Source organism: Stenotrophomonas sp. 364 (assembly GCF_009832905.1).
Taxonomy (GTDB): domain Bacteria; phylum Pseudomonadota; class Gammaproteobacteria; order Xanthomonadales; family Xanthomonadaceae; genus Stenotrophomonas; species Stenotrophomonas maltophilia_AP.
On record NZ_CP047135.1, the window covers coordinates 4,710,701 to 4,734,111 of the forward strand.

Below are 23,411 nucleotides of genomic sequence, written 5' to 3' on the forward strand. Positions count from 1 at the left end.
CCTGCCATGTCTTACCGCGCCCTCGCTCCCCTGTTGCTGGCCAGTCTGATGCTGGGCTGCAGCGGCAATACCCGTCCCATCCCGCCCGTGGCACACGTGGATGTGCCGCGCTTCATGGGCGACTGGTATGTGATCGCCCATATCCCCAGCCGCCCCGAGCGCGAGGCGTTCGATGCGGTGGAGTCCTACGCGCTGCGCCCGGATGGACGCATCCAGACCACCTTCCGCTACCGCAAGGGCAGCTTCGATGCGCCGGTGAAGACCATGCACCCGATCGGCAAGGTCAAGCCCGGCACCAACGGTGCTGAGTGGGGCATGCAGTTCATCTGGCCGATCCAGGCCGAGTACGTGATCGTGTACCTGGATGCGGAGTACCAGCAGACCATCGTGGGGCGCAGCAAGCGTGACTACATGTGGCTGATGGCGCGTACCCCCACCATTCCGGAGGCGGACTACAAGGCCGCGATGACCCGGCTGGCCGCGCTGGGCTACGACCTGTCGAAGGTGCGTCGCGTGCCGCAGTCGGGTACCAAACCCGAGTAAGGCGTTCCGTGCCGTGCTTCTCAGGCCGTGAGAAGGCCCCGGGCGATACTGTCGTTATCAGCCCGTTTGGTGCCGGCCCCTGGCCGGGATGCCTGCGGGGCCTGCGCGGATCGGCCGCGCATGGGCAGGCGGACGGGAGGAGTCGGGCGTGGCGGACAAGTACTGCGATCTGGTCATGAAGGGCGGCATCACCAGCGGCATCGTGTATCCCAACGCGGTGCTGTCGCTGGCACGCGAGTACCGCTTCAAGAACATCGGCGGCACCTCGGCCGGAGCGATTGCCGCTGCGGTGGCCGCCGCAGCGGCATTGGGGGATCGCCGCCGCCACGCCGGTGAGGCGGTGGAGGCACAGGTGGGGTTCCCCGGCCTGTCGGCGGTGTCGGCGCAACTGTCCACGCGCGGCTTCATCTACGGCCTCTTCCAGCCCGCGCATGGTGCGCGCACCGCTTACCGCCTGCTGGTCATGCTCACCGGCAAATCCAGCCTGCCGCGCAAGATCGCCTGCCTGCTGGCCGCCGTATTCGCCATCGCGCCGCTGGAGCTGCTGGCCGCGTTGATCGGCCTGCTCGGCATCGGCTGGCTGGCCGGCGGCGTGGCCGGGGTCTGGGCGACGCTGCTGCCGTCGCTGCTGTGTGCCTATGGCGCGGGCGTGCTGGCGTCGGCGCTGCGGGTGGCGCGGGTGGGGCGGCGCAACCTGCTCGGGCTGTGCAACGGCAGCACCCAGGCCGATGCCGCCACCCCGGCCCTGACCGACTGGCTGCATGACCGCCTGCAGGCGCTGTCGGGCAAGCCGCCGGGCCAGCCGCTTACCTTCGGCGACCTGCACCAGGCCCCCCGCTACGCCGGCGAGCCGGCCGACGCGCAGGCCATCAGCCTGCAGATGATCACCACCTGCGTGTCGCATACCGAGCCGCGCACGTTGCCGTTCAGCGGGGCGCATTTCTGGTTCCTGCGCGAAGAATTCGCGCAGTTGTTCCCGGCCAGCGTGGTGGAGTGGCTGGTGGCCCAGGCCGGCGCGCCCGAGCAGGTCGATGGCCGCGCGTATTACCGCCTGGTCGACGGCGAGCAGTTGCCGGTGCTTGTGGCCACGCGCATGAGCCTGAGTTTCCCGCTGTTGATCAGCGCGGTGCCGCTGCACGAGCCGGCGCGTCGCGAGCGTCGCTGTGAACCGCAGCCTGATGCGCCAGGCCCGCACGACACCTGCCACGTCGCCGACAGCATGGAAGGCCTGACCAGCGGCGGCCAGAGTTGTGGTCCGGTGATCACCGCCTTCCGCGTGTGCTGGTTTTCCGATGGCGGCATCAGCAGCAACTTCCCCATCCACCTGTTCGACGCCGCGTTGCCGCGCTGGCCCACCTTCGGCATCAATCTGGTGTATCCGCGCCACGCCGATGCCGTGAGCGTGCTGGACGCCGGCAGGCATGGCGCACAGGCCCAGCTTGAACAGGCGGTGTTCCTGCCCACCGAGAACCGTCAGGGCTGGCAGCGCAGCTACCACGCCATTGCGCGGCCGCTGGCGGCCGCGGAGATGTCCGGCTTCCTGTTCTCGATCGTATCGACCATGCAGAACTGGCGCGACGTGCTGCAGGCGCGTGCGCCAGGCTACCGCGACCGCATCGTGCACGTGTCGCTGCAGGGCGACGAAGGTGGCATGAACCTGGACATGCCGCAGGACGTGCTGAGCCGCATCGCCGCCAAGGGCAGCGTGGCCGGCGAGCGCTTCTGCGGGTTCTCCTTCCAGAACCACTACTGGATCCGCTGGCGCAACCTGGCTTCGGCCTACCAGCGCTACACGCTGGAGATCGCACGCACCGACGATCCCGCGCAGCGCGTGGCCGCCTGGCATGACGCGTACCAGAGCGTGGCCACCGGCGACCCGCCACCGCCGTCCTACCGGCTGGGTTCGGAAGACAAGCGGCGCGCCTCCCGGCAGCTATGGCGGCGGATGGTGGAACAGGGCCAAGCCTGGGAAGACCTCGGCCCCGACCTCACCGACGGCGCACCGCGCCCGCTGCCGCAGATGAAGGTCACGCCGATTTACTGAGCCGGTAGGGGCGCGCGACGGCAACGCATGGAACGTCGCCTTCCGGTATTACCGACCGCTGATGAAACGTGAGCCACCGGTAGAACCGACCGTGGGTCGGCTGCCCTTCGCATCGGAGTCGAACATTCCCGGCACCGGAGGTAGAGCCGACCGTTGGTCGGCTGCCCTTCGCATCGGAGTCGAACATTCCCGGCACCGGAGGTAGAGCCGACCGTTGGTCGGCTGCCCTTTGCATCGGAGTCGAACATTCCCGGCACCGGAGGTAGAACCGACCGTTGGTCGGCTGCCCTTCGCATCGGAGTCGAACATTCCCGGCACCGGAGGTAGAGCCGACCGTTGGTCGGCTGCCCTTCGCGTCGGAGTCGAACATTCCCGGCGTCGGACGGAAGTCGACCAACGGTCGACTCTACCTCCGTGGGGTCGAACATTCCTGGCGTCGGACGGAAGTCGACGAACGGTCGACTCTACCTCCGTGGGGTCGAACATTCCTGGCGCCGGATGCACGTCGACCAACGGTCGACTCTACCCGCGGCCTGGCAGCTGCGCGAATGCGCGTTGCATGCAGTCTTCGCGCGGGCATACGCGGCAGCCCGGGCCGATGGAGACCGAGTTGCCCGGGCTCTGGATGTCCAGCCCGCGCGTGTAGATCAGCCGTTCGGCATGCTGCAGGTCGCAGCCCAGCGCCACCGCGAAGGTCTTGCGCGGTTGCCCATGCCCGATCGGGCCGCTGCTCACCTGCCGCGCCAGCCAGAAGTGGCGGCGTCCGTCGGGCATGCGCGCGGTCTGGGTGAGCACGCGTCCGGGCTGGTTGAACGCCTCGTACACGATCCACAGCGGGCACGACCCGCCCACCTGCGAGAAGTGGAAGTCGGTGGCCGAGTGCCGCTTGGACACATTGCCGGCCCGGTCCACGCGGATGAAGAAGAACGGCAGGCCCGGCGCACTGCGCCGCGCCAGCGTACTCAGCCGATGGCACACCGCTTCGAAGCCCACCCCGAAGCGGTGCGCCAGCGCATCGATGTCATAGCTGCTGTGCTCGGCCGCCCGCAGGAACTGCGCATACGGCATCACCAGCGCGCCGGCAAAATAGTTGGACATGCCGATCCGCGCCTGCGCGACCTGCTCCGGCTCGCGGAAACCGGCACGTGCGATCACCGCATCGATCTGCGCCGCATAGCCCAGCAGCGCCAGCTCGGCCGCCATCTGGAATGCCTGCTGGCCCGGCTCCAGGTAATCGGGCAGCCACAGCGTGCGGCTGCCACCGTCGTAGACCCGCTTCTCGCGCCCGGCCTGCAGCGGCGCCACCTCCACCAGCACCCCGTGGCGGTCGGCCAGCAGCTGGCGCAGCCGGGGCGCCACGTGACCGGCCACCAGCCCCCACTCGCCGAACAGCTGCTCGGCCAGATCGTCCAGCTCGGGAATGTGGTTGTGCATGCGGTTGAAGAAATCGCGCACCTGGTCGCCGGCGGGGAGCGCCTGCCCGGCATGCACGTCGCCCAGCTGGAACTCCAGCGCGGCGGCATGTTCGCGCAGCGCCAGGTGGCGGCGGTGCAGGTCCAGCAGGGCCTGGCTCACCTGCGGCAGGTTGCCGGCCATGGCGCGCAGCTCGGTGCTGCTCACATCGTCCAGCCCCAGGTCGCGCAGGGTCTCGCTCAACGCTTCCTGCAACGCGCCGGGCTCATCCACGTCGAACAGCCCGGAAACGTCGCCCAACACCTCGCGCAGCTTCTGCTGCACTGCCGGCGTCAGCGGGCGCTTGTTGCGCTCCATCTGGTTCAAGTAGCTGGCCGACAGCCCCAGCGCCCGGGCCAGCTCCACCTGGCTGTAGCCGCGCTGCTCGCGCAGCTTGAGCAGGCGCAGGCCGATCTGGCGGTGGATGGGCTGGCTATTCACAGAATTCACAAGAATCGTAGCGGGCATTGGCCAGATTAAGCGTATACAGCCCGGAAATCGAGCAGGGCCTTGTGAATAATGCCAACAACTTTCGAGCCCCCGGGATTGTCCATGACTGTTGCAGCGCCCCGTATCCGCATGTTGATCGATGGCCAGTTCATCGAATCGGCCAGCTCGCACTGGCAGAACGTGGTCAATCCGGCCACCCAGGACGTCCTGGCCCAGGTTCCGTTCGCCACCCCCAGCGAAGTCGACGCCGCCGTCGCCTCGGCCAAGGAAGCGTTCAAGACCTGGCGCAAGACCCCGATCGGCACCCGTGCGCGCATCTTCCTGAAATACCAGCAGCTGATCCGCGAGCACATGAGCGAGCTGGCCCACATCCTCAGCGCCGAGCAGGGCAAGACCGTGCCCGACGCTGAAGGCGATGTGTTCCGCGGCCTGGAAGTGGTCGAGCACGCGGCCGCCATCGGCAACCTGCAGCTGGGCGAGCTGGCCAACAACGTGGCCAACGGCGTGGACACCTACACCCTGCTGCAGCCGCTGGGCGTGTGCGCGGGCATCACCCCGTTCAACTTCCCGGCGATGATTCCGCTGTGGATGTTCCCGATGGCCATCGCCACCGGCAACACCTTCATCCTCAAGCCGTCCGAGCAGGACCCGATGGTCACCATGCGCCTGGTCGAACTGGCGCTGGAAGCCGGCATTCCCAAGGGCGTACTGAATGTCGTGCACGGCGGCGAAGAGGTGGTCAACGCGATCTGCGACCACCCCGATATCAAGGCCGTGTCCTTCGTCGGCTCCACCCGTGTCGGCACCCACGTGTACAACCGCGCCTCGCTGGCCGGCAAGCGCGTGCAGTGCATGATGGGTGCCAAGAACCATGCCGTGGTGCTGCCGGACGCCAACAAGGAACAGACCCTCAACGCGATGGTCGGTGCCGCCTTCGGCGCGGCCGGTCAGCGCTGCATGGCCGCCTCCACCCTGGTGCTGGTCGGCGAAGCACGCGAGTGGGTGCCGGACCTGGTGGCCAAGGCCAAGACGCTGAAGGTGAGCGGTGGCAGCGTTGCCGGCACCGACGTCGGCCCGGTGATCTCCTGCGCCGCGCGCGAGCGTGTCGAAGCGCTGATCGCCTCGGGCGTGGAGCAGGGCGCCAAGCTGGTGCTGGATGGTCGCAACCCGCAGGTGGACGGCTTCGAGAAGGGCAACTTCGTGGGCCCGACCATCTTCGACGGCGTCACCCCGGGCATGCGCATCTACGACGAGGAAATCTTCGGGCCGGTGCTGGTGATCCTGGAAGCGGACACGCTGGAAGACGCCATCGCACTCATCAACGCCAACCCGAACGGCAACGGCACCGCACTGTTCACCCAGTCCGGCGCGGCGGCCCGCAAGTTCCAGGAAGACATCGACGTGGGCCAGGTGGGCATCAACGTGCCGATCCCGGTGCCGGTGCCGCTGTTCTCCTTCACCGGTTCGCGCGCTTCCAAGCTCGGCGACCTGGGCCCGTACGGCAAGCAGGTGGTGATGTTCTACACCCAGACCAAGACCATCACCTCGCGTTGGTTCGACGACGAGACCCTGGGTCATGGCGTCAACACCACCATCAGCCTGAAGTAAGCACCAACGGAGTTCGACCATGAGCCACTCGATGACGACGGAACTCGACGAAGCGCAGCAGGCCTATAGAGAGGCTGCGCGTGACTTCGCCCAGGCCGAACTGGCGCCGCACGCCGCGCGATGGGATGCGGAGGGCATCTTTCCGCGCGAGGCGATCGCCAAGGCAGGGGAACTCGGGTTCTGTGGCCTGTACATGGACCCCGAGGTCGGTGGCAGCGGCCTGAGCCGTCTGGACGCCGCCGTCGTCATCGAGGAGCTCGCCAACGTGGATCCGTCCACGGCGGCCTATGTCAGCATCCACAATATGGCCTCGTGGATGGTGGCCAAGTGGGGCCAGGAGAGCCTGCGTGCCGCATGGGGCGCAGATCTCTCCTCCGGCACCAAGCTGGCCTCGTACTGCCTGACCGAACCGGGCGCCGGTTCGGACGCGGCCTCGCTGAAGACCAGCGCGGTGCGTGACGGCGACGATTACGTACTCAACGGCTCCAAGGCCTTCATCTCCGGCGCCGGTGCCACCGAGCTGCTGGTGGTGATGGCGCGCACTGGCGGTCCCGGTGCCGGTGGCATCAGTGCGATCGCGGTGCCGGCCGACCTGCCGGGCATCAGCTACGGCCGCAAAGAAGAGAAGATGGGCTGGAACAGCCAGCCCACGCGCGGTATCACCTTCGAGAACGTGCGGGTGCCGGTCAGCCACCTGCTGGGCGAGGAAGGCAGCGGCTTCAAGCTGGCCATGAAGGGCCTGGACGGCGGCCGCATCAACATCGCCGCGTGCTCGCTGGGCGCGGCCCAGGGCGCGCTGGACGCCGCGCGCCGCTACATGGGCGAGCGCCGCCAGTTCGGCAAGGCGCTGTCCGAATTCCAGGCGCTGCAGTTCAAGCTGGCCGACATGGCCACCCAGCTGGTCGCCGCCCGGCAGATGGTGCACGGCGCCGCGCGCAAGCTCGATGCCGGTGCCAGCGATGCCACGGTGTGGTGCGCAATGGCCAAGCGCTTCGCCACCGACGCCGGTTTCAACATCTGCAACGACGCGCTGCAGATCCACGGCGGCTACGGCTATATCCGCGAATACCCCATTGAACGGTTGCTGCGCGATTCGCGCGTGCACCAGATCCTGGAGGGCACCAACGAGATCATGCGTGTGATCGTGGCCCGCCACCTGCTCAATACCGACGAGGAACTGCGATGATCGACTGGCGCACGCATGATCACACCGGCCTGAAGGTCGAGGCCGACGGCCATGTTGCCGTGGTCACGCTGGACAACCCGCCGGCCCACACCTGGACCGTGCACAGCCTGTCGGCGTTGCGCGACCTGGTGGGCGCGCTCAATGCGGACAACGGCATCTATGCGCTGGTGATCACCGGCGGCGGCGAGAAGTTCTTCTCGGCCGGTGCCGACCTCAAGCAATTCGCCTCCGGCGACAAGGCCGCCGCCCGCGAAGCGGCGCGCCGGTTCGGTGAAGCGTTCGAAGCGCTGTCCGGCTTCCGTGGCGTGTCCATCGCCGCGATCAACGGTTATGCGATGGGAGGTGGCCTGGAATGCGCGCTGGCCTGCGACCTGCGCATCATCGAAGAACACGCCCAGGTGGCGCTGCCGGAGGCCACCGTGGGCCTGCTGCCGTGCGCCGGTGGCACCCAGAACCTGCCGCGCCTGGTGGGCGAGGGCTGGGCCAAGCGGATGATCCTGCTGGGCGAACGCATCGATGCCGACACGGCCGTGCGCATCGGCCTGGCCGAAGAAAAGGTGGGCAAGGGCGAAGCCAAGGCCCTGGCGCTGGAATGGGCGCACAAGGCCGGCAAGCAGAGCCCGTCCAGCATTTCCGCCTGCAAGACCCTGGTGCAGGCCACCCGCAGCGGCACCCACGCCTCGGCGCTGGTGGCCGAGCGCGAGGCCTTCGTGGACCTGTTCGACCGTGCCGACCAGGCCGAGGGCGTCAACGCCTTCCTGGAAAAGCGCGCCCCACAGTGGAAGAACGCATGAGCACGCCGACCGCCAGCGACGAGGCCCCGGTGCTGTTTGAAGAGCGCGCGGCCGCCAACGGCACGCGCATCGGTATCGCCACGCTCAACGCACCGCGCACCCTCAATGGGTTCTCGCTGCCGATGGCCCACCTGCTGCGCGAGCGTCTGGATGCGTGGGCCAACGATGACGGCATGGCGCTGGTGGTGCTGCAGGGCGCAGGCGAAAAGGCGTTCTGCGCCGGCGGCGACCTGCACAGCCTGTATCGCAGCATGGTCGACTATCGCGAGGCCGGAAAGACCGACATCCGCGACAACGCCTACGCGGCTGAATTCTTCGACGTCGAATACCGCGTCGACTACGCCATCCATACCTATCCCAAGCCGATCCTGTGCTGGGGCCACGGCATCGTGATGGGCGGCGGCATCGGGCTGATGTCCGGCGCCAGCCACCGCGTGGTCAGCGAGCGCTCCAAGCTGGCGTTCCCGGAAATCACCGTGGGCCTGTTTCCCGACGTAGGCGGCAGCTGGTTGCTGCCGCGCGTACCGGGCAAGGGCGGCCTGTTCCTGGCGTTGACCGGTGCGCCGCTCAACGCAGGCGATGCGATCTATGCCGGCCTGGCCGACATCCACATCGCCGAGACGCAGCGCGAGACCGTGTTCAACGCGCTGGCGGACGTGCACTGGAGCCGCGAGGCCAAGCGCAATCACGAACAACTGACCGCGCTGCTGCAGCAGCACGCCAGCGATGCGGCCACCGGCCCGCTGCTGCGCAATGCCGCCGCCGTGGATGCGCTGTGCGCCGGTGACGACGTTGGTGCGATCGTCGAGGCGATTCGTGCCTTGGAGACCGAGGACGCCTGGTTGAAGACCGCGCAGGCCACGCTGGCCGCCGGTGCACCCGGCTCGGCGCGGCTGGCGTTCGAACTGCAGCGACTGGCCGCCGGCGCAACGCTGGCCGAGGTCTACCGCATCGAATACATCGCTGCGCTGCACGCGGCCGCCCATGGCGATTTCGCCGAGGGCATCCGCGCGCTGCTGATCGACAAGGACCGCACGCCGCGGTGGCAGCCACGGACGCTGGCGGACGCCACGGCCGAATGGGCCCACACCTTCTTCGTTTCGCCGTGGTCGGATGCCGCGCATCCGCTGGCCGACCTCGGCACCCCCGTCCCTGAAAGGAGCCACGCATGAGCCGTATTGCATTCATCGGGTTGGGCAACATGGGTGGCCCGATGGCCGCCAACCTGGCCAAGGCCGGCCACGCCGTGCGCGTGTTCGACCTGGTGCCTGCCGCCGTGCAGGCCGCCGTGGATGCCGGTGCCACCGCCGCACATTCGGCGCTGGACACCCTGGCCGACGCCGAAATCGTGATCTCGATGCTGCCGGCCAGCCGCCACGTCGAAGGCGTGTACCTGGGCGATGACGGCCTGCTCGGCGACATCCCGGGCGGCGCGCTGGTCATCGACTGCAGCACGATCGCCCCGGCCACCGCGCGCAAGGTGGCCGAAGCGGCCGCAGCGCGTGGCCTGCAGATGCTCGACGCACCGGTGTCCGGTGGCACTGCCGGTGCGCAGGCCGGCACGCTGACCTTCATCGTTGGCGGCGAGGAAGACGCGCTCGAACGTGCGCGCCCGATCCTGCAGGCGATGGGCAAGAACATTTTCCACGTGGGCGCCAGCGGTGCAGGCCAGGTGGCCAAGCTGTGCAACAACATGGCGCTGGGCGTGATTATGGCCGTCACCGGCGAATCGATCGCCCTGGGTGTCGCGCACGGGCTGGACCCCAAGGTGCTGTCGCAGATGATGGCGGTCAGCACCGGCCGCAGTTGGGCTACCGAGGTATGCAACCCGTGGCCGGGCGTGCTGGACAATGCCCCCGCCTCGCGCGGCTACAGCGGCGGCTTCGGCAGCGACCTGATGCTCAAGGACATGGGCCTGGCGGTGGAAGCGGCGATGAGCGTCGGCGCCTCGATCCCGCTCGGCGAACTGGCGCGCAACCTGTATTCGATGAACCACCAGGCCGGCCGCGGCAAACTGGATTTCTCCAGCGTTGTCCAGCTGATCGCCAACGAAAAGTAACGCGTAGTGCCGGGCTCTGCCCGGCAACCTCATGAATCCAGACACGACCGGGTAGGCAACGACCGTTGGTCGTGGCTGCCAGACCAGACGCATCCCGCGGGCACACCCACGGGAGCCACCGCGGTGGGATGGGCGGTTGCCAGGCTATCGAGCCAGGCAGCCGCCCATTTTTTTACCCGTGCGTCAGGTGCCGCCCGTAGGCCGGTACGGCACCTGCGGCATCAGGCAACGGTCAGCGTCACGTCGATGTTGCCGCGGGTCGCGTTGGAGTACGGGCACACGATGTGCGCCTTCTGCACCAGCTCTTCCACCTGCTCGCGCGGCAGGCCCGGGACCGAGATCTCCAGCGCCACCTCGATGCCGAAGCCGGTCGGGATCTGGCCGATGCCCACCTTGCCGGTGATCGCGGTATCGGCCGGCAGCGCAACCTTGGCCTGGCCGGCCACGAACTTCAGCGCGCCCAGGAAGCAGGCCGAGTAGCCGGCGGCGAACAGCTGTTCCGGGTTGGTGCCGGGGCCGCCCGCGCCGCCCAGCTCGCGCGGGGTCGACAGCTGCACGTCCAGCACGTTGTCGGACGAGGTGGCGTGGCCTTCACGGCCGCCGGTAGCGGTGGCGGTGGCGGTGTACAGAACCTTTTCGATGGACATGGGAATCTCCTGCGGCGTGAATGGGGTGGGCCAGATGGCAGGTGTACTTTGACCGGTCCAGGGGTACGTTGGGTTACATTTCGTCTGTCAAACTTGACCAGGAGTCCAGAATGGTCGATCGCCTGCAGTCCCTGCTGAGCCGTTTTGCGGTCAGCGCCGAAGTTTTCCACGCCGGTCCGCTGTGCGGTATCAACGACCTGCCCGCCGATGGCGAACGCGGCCAGCTGCACCTCATCCGCGAGGGCCAGGTGCGCGTGGAGCACGCCGACGGCAGCGTGCTGCAGATCGACCAGCCCAGCGTGCTGCTGTACCCACGTCCGCTGGCGCATCGCTTCGTTACCGATGCGGGGCGCGGCGCCGACTTCGCCTGCGCCCACCTGCAGTTCGAGGGGGCCGGCAACAACCCGGTGGCCAGCGCGCTGCCGCCGATCATCTGCCTGCCGTTGGACCAGCTCTACGGCGGCCAGCCCATCCTGTCGCTGTTGTTCGAAGAAGCCTTCGCCCAGCGCTGCGGCCGCCAGGCGCTGCTCGACCGTCTGTTTGAAGTGGTGCTGATCCAGATCCTGCGCGCGCTGATGGAAAGCGGCCAGTTGCGCGTGGGCCTGCTCGCCGGCATGGCCCATCCGCGCCTGCGCCACGCGCTGGTGGCCATGCACGAGGCACCGGCCGACGAATGGACGCTGGAGTCGCTGGCCCAGCGTGCCGGCATGTCACGCAGCGCGTTCGCCGACAGCTTCCGCGACACCATCGGCAGCACCCCCGGCCACTATCTGCAGGGCTGGCGCACGCGGCTGGTGCAGCAGGCCTTGCGCAAGGGGCAGCCGCTCAAGCGCATCGCCATCGATGTGGGGTATGGCAGCGAAGCGGCACTGTCGCGCGCCTTCAAGGCGCAGACCGGGCTGTCGCCGCGGCAGTGGAAACAGGGGGTTGCACCTGGCGCGTGATGCCGCGTTATCGCATCGTGGGGCACCTCAGAGCTCGGTTGTCTCCAGCCACCCCACGCTTCAGTCAACCCGCAGGTCTACTGGATATTGACGGGATCGTTTCCCTTTCGAAACGAATAGCCCACCAAGTCCCAGCCTCCCCCATGGCCGGTTGACGGTTCTACCCAGCGATAGCTCCAAGTTTGTGCGGTTCCGTCAGGAAGGTTGTTTTCGACGTTGTATTCTTCGCCCGGATATCCTTTGTCCGGCAAGCCGCCCGGTGGCGTGGGGGAATCGGAGGACCTCGCGGATCGTCCCCGGAAGTGCTGCATTCTCTCCACACTGACTACACCATTGCGCGCCAGCGGTCGTCTGTCCGGCGACCGCGCTGCGATCCAGTCCAGAATGCTCCCAGCTGCAGGATCGCCAGATGCATACGTATGACGGGTGACGACGGTGGTGTGCGGGGTGGCATCGACTTTCAATGGCATCGCAAATCCTCCTGCGACGGCTAGGCACAGGGCAAGCACGCTACCCGTTCCATGGTTCAGCATATTGTTCTTCTCCTCGTGTGTTGCGCGACTCCATCGCGCGTTTCAACCGTCCGACGTGAACGGTATCGAGGAGCCTAGTGAGCGCTTGCCAGGCCTGCCAATCCAATGTCTGGATGGGAACGGGCAGTCAGTACGTCCGCGACTATGCCTCGACATGAAGTGGCCTCTCTCCGCATCCGCGTGCAAGGTGGGCCACGTCAGATCGCCCACTCCCGATCCGTGGTGAACATGATCGTCAGCCACCGGTCGGTGGATTCCTCGCCCAGCGCTTCGCCGATCTCATCGCGAAGCCGGTCCCACTCCACCAGCGCACGCGGCGGATCGTCGGCGCGCACCACGAAGAACAACTCGATCTGCTCGCCACGCCCGACCTTGGCCACGTAGCTGCGGTATTCCAGGAAACCGTGCCGGGCCACGATGTCGCGCGCCACGGCATCCACGTGCGCCTGCAGGTCCACCGGGGTGATCAGCAGAATGTCCGACAGCGCCTGGCGCACCGTGCCCAGCGGCGCAACCATCACGAACAGGCACACCACCAGCAGGATCGCCGGATCGATGTAGGGCACCAGCCAGGCCCAGTGCGTGCCGCCCAGCAACCCGCCGCCGATGAAGGCGACCAGGTAGGCCGCCGACATGCTGGCCGACACCACCCAGTTCTTGCCGTCCAGCGCGATGAATTCCGAGCCGATGCTGCGGTTGACCCGCCGGATGAACACCGCCAGCCCGATCTCGGCAATGATCGACAGCACCGCGAACAGGATGGCCGGCCCCAGTGCGATCTCGCGCCCGCCCGACATCAACGCGTCCACCGCATTGACTGCCGCATACAACGCCGCGCCGATCATCAGCGTGCCGCTCACCCCCAGCACGATCGGTTCCAGGTGCCAGAAGCCCATGGTGAAGCGCTGGTTCAAGCGCGACTGCAGGGTATCCACGTGGGTCGACATGCTGATCAGCCGCACCACCAGCAGCGACAGCCAGGTCATCACCACGTCGATCAACCCGTAGATGCCGTCGAAGATGATCAGCGAGGAGTTGGCCAGGAAGCCGAACACCACGGCGGCCGCCGCCATCGCCAGCGAGGCGGCGATGGAGAGGCGCAGCACGCCTTGCTCGGTGGTGGGGTCGAACAGGCGGGGGCGGGCAGAGGTCATCGGAGCGTTAGTGGAGTGCGACGCTGCATTACATACGCTCCTTCGGTCACCGTCCATGTATGCCTGACGTCGCCGGCACCCCGGCGGCGGCGCCCGTTCCGATGTCCGTCATCAGGTCGTCCAGGCCCGGGCGGGTATCGATATCCAGGGGCGGCAGGCCGTACTTCTGCCTGTCCCGTTCAATGTTCGCAATGACCTGGTGGGCAATCAGCGTGGCGTACATCTCCTTCTGAGGCGTCAGCTGTGACCGGCCATTGGCCAGTCCTGCAGGCCAACTGCCACGCATCTCGTCAGCCTTCCGATAGGCCGATGCCCGGACGGGATCAGCGACGCCATTCACGCCCTCGCCGTGAGTCCGCGCGATGGTCTCAAGTGCGTAGATGAAGCCAGACTGGGCAGAAGCAGCGAGGAACTCCATCGCATCCCTGCGCCGGGCAGAGTCGAGAAGTGCCAGTTGCTCCGCATCCAGGATGGCTGCCGCGTCCAGCAGCTCGTTTCGGTCGAACGGGCCTCTCGCGCCCCGGCGAAGCAACGCATCGCCAGCCGCTTCCGTGGAGGGATATCCGTTACGCACCAACCACGCTACATCGGCGTCTGTCTTGGCGCCGGAGAGCGCGTCGCCAATGCGTGGAGATGCACGTGATACAGGGCTTGACGAGCGGCGTTCGACGGGCGCGGCTGCAGCCGGACCTCCATCCACTTCAACAGCAATGGACGCCTTTTTCAGTGCCGTGGGCAGTGGCAGGGGAGTGTTCCTCACCGGGCAATCCACATGTGGCGATCCAGGCGGCCAGGGGCAATTACCAGCGCCCCCACAGCAAGTGCAAATAACTTTGTGGACATTATGTCTGTGTCCACGGCGACCTCATGTCGCGTTCCCTGAGTGTTCCCAACCGTTGGCGCGTGTCAACACGTGCCCGACCGGTGGATCCTGGGGCAGCGTTCATTCCAAGCTGCGATCAAATCGTGGGTTTGCGGCCTACTTACCGGGGCGTCAGAAACAACGGACGCAGGCGGTCATCAGAGCAGTTGGCTCAATTAAGAGACCACGACCAGAAGTCGCGACACGCATTGGAGAAACCTGCGGGATAGAAGCACGGCGAATCTCTACGGGCCATCGGCTTCCCACACAATCCTCACATAAGTTAAGCTCCGCGTGCCTATCTAGGGCATAAGGACTACCAGGGGGGAAGAATGGAAATCAAAGCGGCAATTATTCATCATTTGAAAAAGCTGCAGCACACATCCGGAGAGGGCAGTGTGTCAGTTCATTGGCGTGACGATCTGTTGCCAGCCAACGATACGTTAACGGCAGTGTGCGCTCAGACGCTTCACCTCTTTAGCAAGAAGGGTAACAGTACTGGCACATTTGGCGAGGATGAGGATCTTCATAGATTCCCTGTCCGAGTGAAAGAACATCGGGCCGGAGAGGTTGATTTCCTCGCATTCTCGAAACTTGCCGTCAACATCATCATGGGCGAGATGGAAGGTGCGCCACTCGCAACTGGGGGGCATGCCTTCATCGTCAGCTATGAGGTCGGCGGTGAGGAATTTCTACTCGTAACCATGCTCAAGCTTAGAGAGGGAGCTGGGATCGACGACGACAACCTTGACCTAACCCCAACGCTGGTCATCGATACGGACAAGCTGCACGAAGCGGCCAAGGTGAATCTCAGCAGGTGGGACGCAGGGACAGTACCCTATCTCACGTTCATAAAGGGCCGCGGTGCGGATGAAGTGACAGCTTATTTCCGTAAGGCTCTGGCGTGCGATGACTACACCAGCGGGCGTCATCATACGAAGCAAGTCATTCAGGCAGCGAAAACTTACGTACTGCAGCTCGAAAGCCTGTCTGATGAAGAAAAGCAGGAGCGCTGGAAGGAAGTCAGAGGTAGGTTGCACGAGTGTTTTTCAAAGAGCAAAGAGGAAGTGGTTCTCACCGCGATCGCAGTGGCAGTGGAAAATCTGGAGCCTGAAAAATTCATCGAGTTCGTCACGACTGGTGAGGATGCGCACAAGTTCCAGTTCAGCCACGGATTCAAGCCCGACCAATCGGTATACAAGGAACTGCGCAGGGTTCACGGAAAGATGGGTACGATCGCGGTATCATTTGACATTCAAGATGTTGCCGAAAAGCGCGTTACTTATGATGAGAATCAAGACGCTCTGCTAATTCACAATCCTAGCGAATCGCTAAAGGCAGAAGTAAAGGCAAATGCAACCCCGGGATCTTAAAACTACGCACGATGCCGTCCTCTGGCTCGATAGAGAGCTTGAGGGTGTCGAGCAGCAGCTTCTGGATAAGCAGGTGTACTCGGGTCGACTGCCGGACAGCTACAACTTCTCTGCGACGCTTCGCATCCTCCGTGCGATTGGCGGAAACTTTCTTGGGGATCCTGATGAGCCTACGAGGCTGATTAGTTTTATCCCAGAGCGAGGGGCTGTTTATAGCGACCTGAAGCGGATGCTGGTTTCGCAAAAGGCGAACCTGACCGGCGTACCAGCGGGGTTTACGCTCACCAATATTGCATACAGTTACCGCGGGCAAGATGCTGATGCTCCAGACTCGGTACTTGCTTACTTCCACGCGGTTAAGCTCTGTCGTTTGCTAGCCGAGTTGGCTGACTACGCAACTCATGGTGATCTATGTCTGCACTTCCTCGTGCGTCCAGATGCTCGGTTCAAGATATCGCTTGAGTACGGCTCCGAGGATCTGCGGATTCTTCCGGAGTTGGATTCTTTTCGGGCAGAGTACATGGATGAAGATTTTCATCGTGCGGAGAAGCACGCAATTGCTCGGGACGCATTAGCAGAACTGGCCTCGGGCTCTGGCGAGCTGACGATAAGGCAGCTCGCGCAGGGTTTTTCAAACTACGTGCGTAACGTCCGCGCATCGTATGCGCTTTTGCTGTCGAAGTTCACGGCCGCTAGTGTTGCGAAGGAAATCGCAAAGCAGAATTTGGATGATTCATTGAGGCTCAATAAGTCATTTTCCGATATCCAGAATCAGCTGCTGGCGCTGCCTGCTGCGCTTCTGGTGGCGGGTGCGTCGATCGCCTATGACGCGCCCTTCAAGAACATATCGGTGCTGATAGGAATCTCCATTTTTGTCGCGCTCATGTGGATGTTGGTAGCCAATCAAAGAAATTCTGTGCGCGCTATCGGCCGCGAGATAGAAATTCGGAGAACCGAGCTTGCTGCGCAGCCAGACGTTGTATCTGAGCCTCACCGTCAAGCGTTTCGCGATCTGCACGTTCGTGTTGATCATCAGCTGAACGTACTCGTTGCTGTACGAATCGCAGTGGCCATTGTTTTTCTCAGCGTGGTGTACATGGCGGTGGATGGGCTATCCTCCGGTGCGGTCACATCCTCAGTTCTTACTTTTGCTCGTGCAACCCAATCCTTTCTATGGCCCACCGGATTGTGATGATCTCTCCAGCACCAGCGAAGTGGTGAGGCCGGTGCTGCCCGTGATGCTGTGGGTTGCCTCGGCGATCAACCAGGTGCGGTCATCGATGTCGGGCTTGAATCCGGACACATCGATGCGCTGCTCGAGGTAGAGTGTTGCCCGGCCCAGCGCCAGCGAGTACTCCAGCTTGGCCGCGTCGCGCTGCACGCGCTTCCATTCGGCGTCTGCATGCTCGCGTGCGGTTCGCTTGCTGTTGAAGGTCTCGGGCAGCGATTTGGAGTTCGTGGCCGTCCTCACCAACACCGACTTGCGTCGGGCGCCTTTTTTGTCGTTGCAGTACGCGCGCACGCCGCTGTAGGTATCTCGCTGACTGGCGCTGAACCTGTGGCTGGGCAATTTACGCAGCCTTTTCCTTCATTCGCCCAACGGTAAGAAGGACCGTCCGCAGCTGATTCCAGTCAGCGAGGTAGCGGCCAAGGATGAGTTCATGAGCATCAAGAGCGTCATGCGCGACGACCTACTGGCATCGCTGCGGATCCCCCGCAGCCGCTGGGAGTGGGTGCCGCAGAATGCTGGCGGCTTCCGGTCCATACGCGATGCGTACGCCGCTCAGGGCGAGACCGAGTTGGCCGCGCTGCAGGCCCGGATGCTGCCCGTGAACGACTGTGTCGGCGACGACGTGATCCAGCTTGCTCCGTTCGACCCGAAGACACTGGGCGGGATTGCATGATGCTTCCCCTGCCGTGCTTGGCTTAATGCGCAAGCCCCATGCCCAGCTCTCGCAGGAGAGGCATGGCTTTTGCTTTGGGTCGATCAAGTGCGAATGCTCGTGATCGGTCGGCCGTTCTTCTCTTGCAATGCCTTGCGTGCATCATCCCATTGAAGCATGAGGATGGTGCGCTCAACATCTTCACCGCCGTCACTTCGTGAGCAAAGCCAGAGCGCATAGACCTTCTGAGTGGCATCAACTTTCCTCGCCATATCAGCGTGAGCTTGCTCAATCGCTTGTCTGGCTTGATTGCACTGCGATTGCACCATCTGTCGGAGCTTGACGTGGGCCGTGCTTATGCGCTCGATCGCTCTCTTACAGGTGATGCGTATATCGATCTGCTCATCGATTTCCGCCAGGACCGTCGGTTTGAACTTTTTGTTCTGGGCCAGAACTGTCTTCAACGAATAGAAGATCAGAGATTCAGCCCAGCAGGCCTTTCGAGCGCCCTTTACGCCGTGTATAGGCGCGGCGCTGTGCTGTGCATGATTTCGGAGGGCGCAGATAGCACGATACTCATTGCTTGCGTCATAGATATTCCTCAGCTGACCCTCGGCTAGCTGTTTGAACGTCACCGGCGCTGCGATCCCGGCAACCAACAAAGGCTCGCCTAGGTCAAGATGCTTGAAGTCTTGAACCACTTGGTCGACGTACGATTGGTGAGCAGTCAGGAAGTTCATGAACATACGGTTGGCTTCAGCTAGCACGCCATTCGCAGTCTGATAGGAGTAGTCGGCAGAGGTGACAGACATCAGTGATTGATGTGCGCAGTGCACCTCAAAGTCCCGATAGTTGTTGAGCAGAATTTCGTACTTCTGCTCAAAGGCATTCAGATCTATCAGAGTTTGCCTAGCATGCTGCAACGACAGATAGTTGGTGTGATCAAGCTCTACAAGGTCTGACGTAGTCAGGTCTGCGATCTGTATCCAGTAGACGGTTGCCATATGATCTCCTTGAAGGGCTACGCCGCTGATCTTAGAACGATAGCCTGCGTTGATCCCACGTCCCAGTTCCATACAGGAGGGCCGCCCCACCAGGCGGCCTTTTTTGTAGCTCTGCGTGTGCGAGAGGGGACGACGTGCTCAACGCACGGTGCCGTCGATAAGTGCCATCGGTGATGCGCCGAGACACTGCATCGATGGCATGGGTATGACAAGTGCGGTGTTGATCTGGTGCAGCTGCCAGTACGCCTGATTCTTCTCGCGCGGTGTTTCTGCGCGGGTCAGTTCGCGACTGGCAATCCTTGCCTGATCATGCAGCACCATCTTGTCCTTGAGACGGATGCTGCGGGTGAACTCCTTACTTGACTCGATAGGGGCGACATACAGATCCCGAAGCTTCGCTTCCATAGCGTTGAAGGCGCCGATGTATGCCAGCTTGAAGGTGAGCGCTTGCCTGCCGGTAAAGGCAATGGCGAGCAGGGAAAAGCCGTCGCGCATCAATGCGTAGGCCCGTTCGCGGCAGATCGCGCCATTGCCCGCGCCCACCTCGACCTCGATGGGTCGGAAGAAGCCGGTGGTCAACATGAACGCACTTTTGCGCTCATGATCGTCTGCCCAATCTTCCCCTTGGTCATCAACCTCTTGGTCCACTTGGCTGTATTCGGCCAGGTTGACCAACAGGCGCTCAATCGCGAGGAGGGCGTCAGCATGTCGCTTCTTGAAGACGCGGCTACGTCCGGGCTCGAGGTCAACGCCTGACCCTCAGAGGACAGCTTCACAACAGGCGTGGAGGCCAGCAGGGCCAAGGGATAGTCAGTCGTCATTGGTGGATTCTGCCCGAACGCAGCCCCGCATGTGACGGGAGACCAGTCTATCCGCTGGTGTCTAGGCCGCGCTTGCTTCCCGCAGGCACGCGGGGGGTGTAATTTGCGGAAAACAAGGAGTGGCTCACCGATGTCCGTCGAGCAGAACGTAGCGAAGTTTGTTAGGGGCAGCACGCGTCGCGCCGTCTGCCTCCACGGGCCGTGGGGCGTTGGAAAGACCCACATGTGGAACCAGGTGGTCAAGGTCCAGGGGGTTCAGCAGACCTACGTGTCGTTGTTCGGAGTTGACTCGCTTGATGCCTTGAAAGCTCAGGTTGCCCTTGCGGCGCAGGATCAAACTGCGTTGAAGTGGTACAAGCGGAACTACTATGTTAGAGACCTATGGCGTTGGCTCACCGGGGGTGGTTCTCTTGTGCCATCAGAGTTTGGGGGCGGTGGCCAGTTCACTGCTGCCACCCAGGCCCTCGCGTTCTATTTCGTTAAACGACGTTTGATCTGCATTGACGACGTTGAGCGGCGAGGGAGCAACCTCAGTCTCAAGGATGTTTTCGGCCTCGTATCGCATCTTGAAGAACGTCGAGGCTGTCGCGTGTGCGTGATCCTGAATTCTGGGGCGCTCAACGTGTCCGACGGGAAAGAATGGGCAGAGCAGCGTGAGAAGGTGTTCGAGGCAGAGTTTTACTACGATCCGTCGGCCGAAGCGGCTATAAAGGTGGCGCTCGGCGATGGGGATCAGTTGCAAAGGTGGCATGCAGACGCAGTCACTGCGTTGTGCGAGCTTGGGGTTAAGAACGTTCGCGTCATTCGCAGAATCGCGAGGAGTTTGGACCTCGTCTTTGGAGACTTTGGACCGGTTCACGATGCGACCGTGAGAAGTATTGTCCGCGACGTCGTGTTCTTGGAGTACTGCAATTGCGGAAGTGCAATCGGTGCACCGCCGCTTGAGTTCCTGATGCGTGAATCGCCGATGGCCTTAGCGCTTGATCGTATAAATCAAGAGCGCGGCGTGTCGGGTGAGCGCAAATACACCCCGGAAGAGGTAGGGTTCGCAGACAAGATCAGCCGCTACGGCATAGACAGTAGCGACAAGCTGACCAAATTGCTTTCAGAAGGCGTTGCGGCGGGGTATCCGGCTGAAGGTCTACGTGAGGTTGTCGAGGCTTGGGACCGAGAGGCGCGTACGCATGCAAAGCACGAACGGTTCAACGCCGCTTGGCGACGCTATCGAAACGATCTTTCGGCCGGCGAGGAACAGGTGCTCGGGGAAATGATGGCGAGTTGGACAGCCGTCGTTGGTAACGAGAGCGCAATGAATGCTGATGGCTTCGTCCGAATGCTGCGATCACACGGACGCGACGACCTGGCAAGTCGAGTCATCAATGACTGGATCGCAGCTAGGAGCGGTGACCGTGTTGACGAGCTACAAGAGGGAGCTCTTTCTTTCTTCGGAGAGATAAGGGATGCAGAGTTTCTACAGGCGCTCGATCAGGCGCGGCAGGCCTCTCCGCTCGCTATTACGCTTGATGCTGCCCTCGACAAGATAGCGAGTAGCATGGGTGATGAAGAAGCGTTCTCTGCCATTGCTCGGGCGGACGTATCCGAGCTGGCTTCCGCATTTAGGCGCCGGCAGCTTAGCTTCTACGTCATCAAAGAGCTTCTAGATCGACGGTCGGCCCATATAGACGCGTACTCTCGGGCCGGGCTCAATGCAGAGGCCGCGCTTCAATGTATAGCATTAGTGTCGGAGTGGAATGCGGTACGAATCAAGACAATCCACGGTGTTTCCGGTTCAGGCGAAATCTGATCGGTGCAGATGCTCTGGCCGGACCTGGGTGTAGCGCTTTAGCTCGTTCCAAGACTGGTGGAGGGTTACTGCTCCAAGCTCGGTGATGTCGTAGCCCTGCTCGAACAGGCGGGACGTGGCTTCATGCCGAAGATCGTGGAAGCAGAGGTCCTCGATTCGGAGCTTCGCGCAGGCGCGAGTAAATGCCGTGCCCACGGAATTGGAGTTGTAGGGGAAGATCGGCCCGTCCACGGCCGGCTTGGGCTGGCACTGGGCGATGTCCCATGCCTCACACAGGAGGGGGTCGTCTGTGGTTGCCGGCCTTCTTGCGGGGGTGTTTCGCATCCCTGAGAAGTGACGTGCTGTTGACCTGATCGACGTCGGACGACGGCGGCCTAGTGATCTCGCTTTCACGCTTAGCGGTAAGGATGGGGAAGTCGATGATGTACACCATCGGGATGGTCGACCTCCACGCCGCCGCACGTAAGTGCTCGCGCAGGCGCTCTAGCTCATCGGCGGTAGGCCGCCTATCCCGTCGCTTCGACTTCCGACTAGGCGCAACGGCGCAGCACCGGCCGAGCCTCTGCAACGGGATCGCTGGCCAGCTTCACGCCTTTCATCGGACCGGCCAGCTTCAGCAGCTCGGAGAGGAACCCCAGCTCTACGTTCATGGTTGCGGGCGCGCAGGCTGGGATAATGACGCCGTTCGCCATCATGTGGTCACCGCGGATTCGCCGGCGGGCGTGCTCGATCACGTCGTTGGCCGTGAGCCTCCTGGCCACGATGTCGCCGAGTCCCTCGCGGATCCTGGTCATGTTGCCGGAGTGCGTCTTGGATACAGCCCTAATGCTGGCCAGCTCGTTGATCCGCCAGTCGATCAGCTCGCCGATGGTGGTCTCTTCACCAGGTGTACCGCCTCGGGCCTCGTGATCGGCCAGTTCGCGGTCCATGCGGTCCCCCCAGGCCTTTGCAGCGGTCTTGGTGGGGAAGGTCCGGGTTTTGGTGGGGTGGCCTTTGCGGCGCACAATAGCGCGCCAGCGGCCGTCCCGGTTTTGCAGGGTCGCCATGGTGTACCAGCTCGATGTACCACGCTCGCCGTGGTACGCCAATGGTACAGCTGGCTAGGAAAATGCGGGAAAAACCGGGCAAATGCGGGAAAGTCTGTGAACCCTATATGGTTGATAAGTTGATGAAATCTATGGAAATCAAGGGAATCCGGCTCTGCGTGGCCCCGATGATGGACTGGACGGACCGCCATTGCCGGTACTTCCACCGGCTGCTGGCCCCGGGTGCGCGGCTGTACACCGAGATGGTGCACGCCAATGCGGTGATCCACGGCGACCGTGAGCGCCTGCTCGGGTATGACGGCAGCGAACATCCGCTGGCCCTGCAGCTGGGGGGCAGCGACCCGGCCCTGCTCGCGCAGGCTGCGCGCATCGCCCAGGACTGGGGCTATGACGAGGTCAACCTCAACTGCGGCTGCCCGTCCGACCGGGTCCAGGCCGGGCGCTTCGGCGCCTGCCTGATGCGCGAGCCGACCTTGGTGGCCGAGTGCGTGGCGGCCATGGTCGCGGCGGTGGACATCCCGGTTACGGTGAAGTGCCGGCTGGGCGTGGATGAAGACAACGACTACGAAACCTTCCGTAATTTCGTCGATCAGTCTGCCAACGCGGGCAGTGCGATGTTCATCGTGCACGCCCGCAATGCGTGGCTGAAAGGCCTGTCGCCGAAGGAAAACCGGGAAGTGCCGCCGCTGCGCTACGACTGGGCCCACCGGCTCAAGGCCGACCGCCCGGCGCTGCAGGTCGTGCTCAACGGCGGCCTGGCCACGGTGGAGGCGGCGCAGGCGCAGCTGCCGGCGCTGGACGGGGTGATGCTGGGCCGTGCGGCTTACCACGACCCCTACGTGCTGCATCAGCTGGAGGCCGCCCAGACCGGTGCGTCCGTGCAGCCGCGCGAGGCACTGCTGCGCGCCATGCGCCCGTACATCGAGGCGCAACTGGGCCGCGGCCTGGCCCTGAAGCACATCACCCGCCACCTGCTTGGCCTGTTCCACGGCCAGCCCGGCGGCCGCGCGTTCCGGCAGGTGCTGAGCGAGGGTGCGCACCACGCAGGCGCCGATTGGGCGGTGATCGAGCAGGCGCTGGCGGTCACCCGCGCGCAGGCCGACCGGGTCGCCGCGTGAGGCGTGTCACCTTGTCGGCTTGACAAGGCACCCACTTTAGCCGCCAATGTTCACTTAGATGAACGGCGCCGAGGTGCGACCGGAAA

The 23,411-nt window shown here is 63.8% G+C and carries 21 protein-coding genes and 2 pseudogenes; 13 read left to right on the forward strand and 10 right to left on the reverse strand.

Annotated elements, in window-relative coordinates; translation table 11 throughout:
- The first annotated feature begins 6 nt into the window (after positions 1–6).
- Together GQ674_RS20880 and GQ674_RS20885 are read left to right on the forward strand one after the other, a co-directional pair.
- Complete coding sequence (locus GQ674_RS20880) at positions 7–543, forward strand: lipocalin family protein (protein ID WP_159498969.1); 537 nt, start codon at positions 7–9, stop codon at positions 541–543.
- Between the two features lie 148 nt (positions 544–691).
- The gene (locus GQ674_RS20885; RefSeq protein ID WP_328803843.1) at positions 692–2,587 is read left to right on the forward strand and encodes an RpoH suppressor; all 1,896 of its coding nucleotides are present in this window, start codon (positions 692–694) and stop codon (positions 2,585–2,587) included.
- A gap of 522 nt (positions 2,588–3,109) precedes the next feature.
- Here GQ674_RS20885 and GQ674_RS20890 read toward each other — a convergent pair.
- On the reverse strand, positions 3,110–4,480 hold the full coding sequence (locus GQ674_RS20890; protein WP_236546141.1) for a short-chain fatty acyl-CoA regulator family protein: 1,371 nt from the start codon (positions 4,478–4,480) through the stop codon (positions 3,110–3,112).
- A gap of 111 nt (positions 4,481–4,591) precedes the next feature.
- Between GQ674_RS20890 and GQ674_RS20895 the strand changes: the two genes are divergently transcribed.
- Genes GQ674_RS20895 through mmsB form a run of 5 tightly spaced genes read left to right on the forward strand, consistent with a single transcriptional unit; the run spans position 4,592 to position 10,136 of the window.
- A complete protein-coding gene (locus GQ674_RS20895; RefSeq protein ID WP_159498975.1) occupies positions 4,592–6,097 on the forward strand; it encodes a CoA-acylating methylmalonate-semialdehyde dehydrogenase in 1,506 nt (501 codons plus the stop codon).
- 19 nt (positions 6,098–6,116) lie between these two features.
- Positions 6,117–7,283, forward strand: a complete 1,167-nt coding sequence (locus tag GQ674_RS20900; protein ID WP_159498977.1) for an acyl-CoA dehydrogenase family protein — start codon at positions 6,117–6,119, stop codon at positions 7,281–7,283.
- Positions 7,280–8,077, forward strand: a complete 798-nt coding sequence (locus GQ674_RS20905; RefSeq protein WP_159498979.1) for an enoyl-CoA hydratase — start codon at positions 7,280–7,282, stop codon at positions 8,075–8,077. The genes GQ674_RS20900 and GQ674_RS20905 overlap by 4 nt, the downstream gene beginning before the upstream one ends.
- Positions 8,074–9,249 carry an enoyl-CoA hydratase/isomerase family protein gene (locus GQ674_RS20910; RefSeq protein ID WP_159498981.1) on the forward strand — a complete coding sequence of 392 codons (1,176 nt, stop codon included), beginning with the start codon at positions 8,074–8,076 and terminating at the stop codon, positions 9,247–9,249. The genes GQ674_RS20905 and GQ674_RS20910 overlap by 4 nt, the downstream gene beginning before the upstream one ends.
- Complete coding sequence (gene mmsB, locus GQ674_RS20915) at positions 9,246–10,136, forward strand: 3-hydroxyisobutyrate dehydrogenase (RefSeq protein WP_159498983.1); 891 nt, start codon at positions 9,246–9,248, stop codon at positions 10,134–10,136. Before GQ674_RS20910 ends, mmsB begins: the two co-directional genes overlap by 4 nt.
- Before the next feature lie 221 nt (positions 10,137–10,357).
- On the opposite strand, the gene GQ674_RS20920 is transcribed toward mmsB, so the two are convergent.
- The gene (locus GQ674_RS20920; protein ID WP_159498985.1) at positions 10,358–10,783 is read right to left on the reverse strand and encodes an organic hydroperoxide resistance protein; all 426 of its coding nucleotides are present in this window, start codon (positions 10,781–10,783) and stop codon (positions 10,358–10,360) included.
- Positions 10,784–10,893: 110 nt separating this feature from the next.
- Between GQ674_RS20920 and GQ674_RS20925 the strand changes: the two genes are divergently transcribed.
- On the forward strand, positions 10,894–11,727 hold the full coding sequence (locus GQ674_RS20925; protein ID WP_159498987.1) for an AraC family transcriptional regulator: 834 nt from the start codon (positions 10,894–10,896) through the stop codon (positions 11,725–11,727).
- Between the two features lie 77 nt (positions 11,728–11,804).
- Here the strand turns inward: GQ674_RS20925 and GQ674_RS20930 are convergent, their stop codons facing one another.
- The 3 genes from GQ674_RS20930 to GQ674_RS20940 form a co-directional block, all read right to left on the reverse strand.
- The gene (locus tag GQ674_RS20930; RefSeq protein ID WP_159498989.1) at positions 11,805–12,197 is read right to left on the reverse strand and encodes a hypothetical protein; all 393 of its coding nucleotides are present in this window, start codon (positions 12,195–12,197) and stop codon (positions 11,805–11,807) included.
- A 260-nt stretch (positions 12,198–12,457) separates the two neighbouring features.
- On the reverse strand, positions 12,458–13,414 hold the full coding sequence (locus GQ674_RS20935) for a cation transporter (RefSeq protein WP_159498991.1): 957 nt from the start codon (positions 13,412–13,414) through the stop codon (positions 12,458–12,460).
- A 46-nt stretch (positions 13,415–13,460) separates the two neighbouring features.
- A complete protein-coding gene (locus tag GQ674_RS20940) occupies positions 13,461–14,174 on the reverse strand; it encodes a hypothetical protein (RefSeq protein WP_159498993.1) in 714 nt (237 codons plus the stop codon).
- Between the two features lie 434 nt (positions 14,175–14,608).
- Between GQ674_RS20940 and GQ674_RS20945 the strand changes: the two genes are divergently transcribed.
- Both GQ674_RS20945 and GQ674_RS20950 read left to right on the forward strand, forming a co-directional pair.
- Entirely contained in the window at positions 14,609–15,649 is a 1,041-nt protein-coding gene (locus GQ674_RS20945; protein WP_159498995.1) for a nucleoid-associated protein, read from the forward strand.
- Positions 15,630–16,841, forward strand: coding sequence for a hypothetical protein (locus GQ674_RS20950; protein WP_159498997.1), 1,212 nt, complete (start codon positions 15,630–15,632; stop codon positions 16,839–16,841). The genes GQ674_RS20945 and GQ674_RS20950 overlap by 20 nt, the downstream gene beginning before the upstream one ends.
- Here GQ674_RS20950 and GQ674_RS20955 read toward each other — a convergent pair.
- The gene (locus GQ674_RS20955) at positions 16,821–17,219 is read right to left on the reverse strand and encodes a hypothetical protein (protein ID WP_159498999.1); all 399 of its coding nucleotides are present in this window, start codon (positions 17,217–17,219) and stop codon (positions 16,821–16,823) included. The genes GQ674_RS20950 and GQ674_RS20955 overlap by 21 nt on opposite strands.
- Here GQ674_RS20955 and GQ674_RS20960 point away from each other — a divergent pair.
- Positions 17,215–17,553 (forward strand): annotated as a pseudogene (locus GQ674_RS20960) (Presumed portal vertex protein); the annotation flags it as partial. The gene GQ674_RS20955 and the pseudogene GQ674_RS20960 sit on opposite strands and share 5 nt — an antisense overlap.
- Positions 17,554–17,636: 83 nt before the next feature.
- Here GQ674_RS20960 and GQ674_RS20965 read toward each other — a convergent pair.
- Together GQ674_RS20965 and GQ674_RS20970 are read right to left on the reverse strand one after the other, a co-directional pair.
- Complete coding sequence (locus GQ674_RS20965) at positions 17,637–18,536, reverse strand: hypothetical protein (protein ID WP_159499003.1); 900 nt, start codon at positions 18,534–18,536, stop codon at positions 17,637–17,639.
- Positions 18,537–18,674: 138 nt separating this feature from the next.
- Positions 18,675–19,247, reverse strand: a pseudogene (locus tag GQ674_RS20970) (Rha family transcriptional regulator); the annotation flags it as partial.
- A gap of 240 nt (positions 19,248–19,487) precedes the next feature.
- On the opposite strand from GQ674_RS20970, the gene GQ674_RS20975 reads away from it, so the two are divergent.
- Positions 19,488–21,161 carry a hypothetical protein gene (locus GQ674_RS20975; RefSeq protein WP_159499005.1) on the forward strand — a complete coding sequence of 558 codons (1,674 nt, stop codon included), beginning with the start codon at positions 19,488–19,490 and terminating at the stop codon, positions 21,159–21,161.
- Here the strand turns inward: GQ674_RS20975 and GQ674_RS21685 are convergent.
- Together GQ674_RS21685 and GQ674_RS21690 are read right to left on the reverse strand one after the other, a co-directional pair.
- On the reverse strand, positions 21,147–21,392 hold the full coding sequence (locus GQ674_RS21685; protein ID WP_236546143.1) for a tyrosine-type recombinase/integrase: 246 nt from the start codon (positions 21,390–21,392) through the stop codon (positions 21,147–21,149). The genes GQ674_RS20975 and GQ674_RS21685 overlap by 15 nt on opposite strands.
- Before the next feature lie 299 nt (positions 21,393–21,691).
- Positions 21,692–22,207 carry a hypothetical protein gene (locus GQ674_RS21690; protein WP_236546144.1) on the reverse strand — a complete coding sequence of 172 codons (516 nt, stop codon included), beginning with the start codon at positions 22,205–22,207 and terminating at the stop codon, positions 21,692–21,694.
- A gap of 122 nt (positions 22,208–22,329) precedes the next feature.
- Between GQ674_RS21690 and dusA the strand changes: the two genes are divergently transcribed.
- Complete coding sequence (gene dusA, locus GQ674_RS20985) at positions 22,330–23,325, forward strand: tRNA dihydrouridine(20/20a) synthase DusA (RefSeq protein ID WP_159499007.1); 996 nt, start codon at positions 22,330–22,332, stop codon at positions 23,323–23,325.
- Positions 23,326–23,411 lie beyond the last annotated feature (86 nt).

Excerpts from the sequence above, each read along its gene's own strand:
- GQ674_RS20880 (WP_159498969.1), top strand. The coding sequence starts at position 7 with ATGTCTTACCGCGCCCTCGCTCCCCTGTTGCTGGCCAGTCTGATGCTG.
- GQ674_RS20895 (WP_159498975.1), top strand. The coding sequence starts at position 4,592 with ATGACTGTTGCAGCGCCCCGTATCCGCATGTTGATCGATGGCCAGTTC.
- GQ674_RS20900 (WP_159498977.1), top strand. The coding sequence starts at position 6,117 with ATGAGCCACTCGATGACGACGGAACTCGACGAAGCGCAGCAGGCCTAT.
- GQ674_RS20905 (WP_159498979.1), top strand. The coding sequence starts at position 7,280 with ATGATCGACTGGCGCACGCATGATCACACCGGCCTGAAGGTCGAGGCC.
- GQ674_RS20910 (WP_159498981.1), top strand. The coding sequence starts at position 8,074 with ATGAGCACGCCGACCGCCAGCGACGAGGCCCCGGTGCTGTTTGAAGAG.
- mmsB (WP_159498983.1), top strand. The coding sequence starts at position 9,246 with ATGAGCCGTATTGCATTCATCGGGTTGGGCAACATGGGTGGCCCGATG.
- GQ674_RS20920 (WP_159498985.1), bottom strand. The coding sequence starts at position 10,783 with ATGTCCATCGAAAAGGTTCTGTACACCGCCACCGCCACCGCTACCGGC.
- GQ674_RS20925 (WP_159498987.1), top strand. The coding sequence starts at position 10,894 with ATGGTCGATCGCCTGCAGTCCCTGCTGAGCCGTTTTGCGGTCAGCGCC.
- GQ674_RS20930 (WP_159498989.1), bottom strand. The coding sequence starts at position 12,197 with ATGCCATTGAAAGTCGATGCCACCCCGCACACCACCGTCGTCACCCGT.
- GQ674_RS20935 (WP_159498991.1), bottom strand. The coding sequence starts at position 13,414 with ATGACCTCTGCCCGCCCCCGCCTGTTCGACCCCACCACCGAGCAAGGC.
- GQ674_RS20945 (WP_159498995.1), top strand. The coding sequence starts at position 14,609 with ATGGAAATCAAAGCGGCAATTATTCATCATTTGAAAAAGCTGCAGCAC.
- GQ674_RS20950 (WP_159498997.1), top strand. The coding sequence starts at position 15,630 with ATGCAACCCCGGGATCTTAAAACTACGCACGATGCCGTCCTCTGGCTC.
- GQ674_RS20965 (WP_159499003.1), bottom strand. The coding sequence starts at position 18,536 with ATGGCAACCGTCTACTGGATACAGATCGCAGACCTGACTACGTCAGAC.
- GQ674_RS20975 (WP_159499005.1), top strand. The coding sequence starts at position 19,488 with ATGTCCGTCGAGCAGAACGTAGCGAAGTTTGTTAGGGGCAGCACGCGT.
- GQ674_RS21690 (WP_236546144.1), bottom strand. The coding sequence starts at position 22,207 with ATGGCGACCCTGCAAAACCGGGACGGCCGCTGGCGCGCTATTGTGCGC.
- dusA (WP_159499007.1), top strand. The coding sequence starts at position 22,330 with ATGAAATCTATGGAAATCAAGGGAATCCGGCTCTGCGTGGCCCCGATG.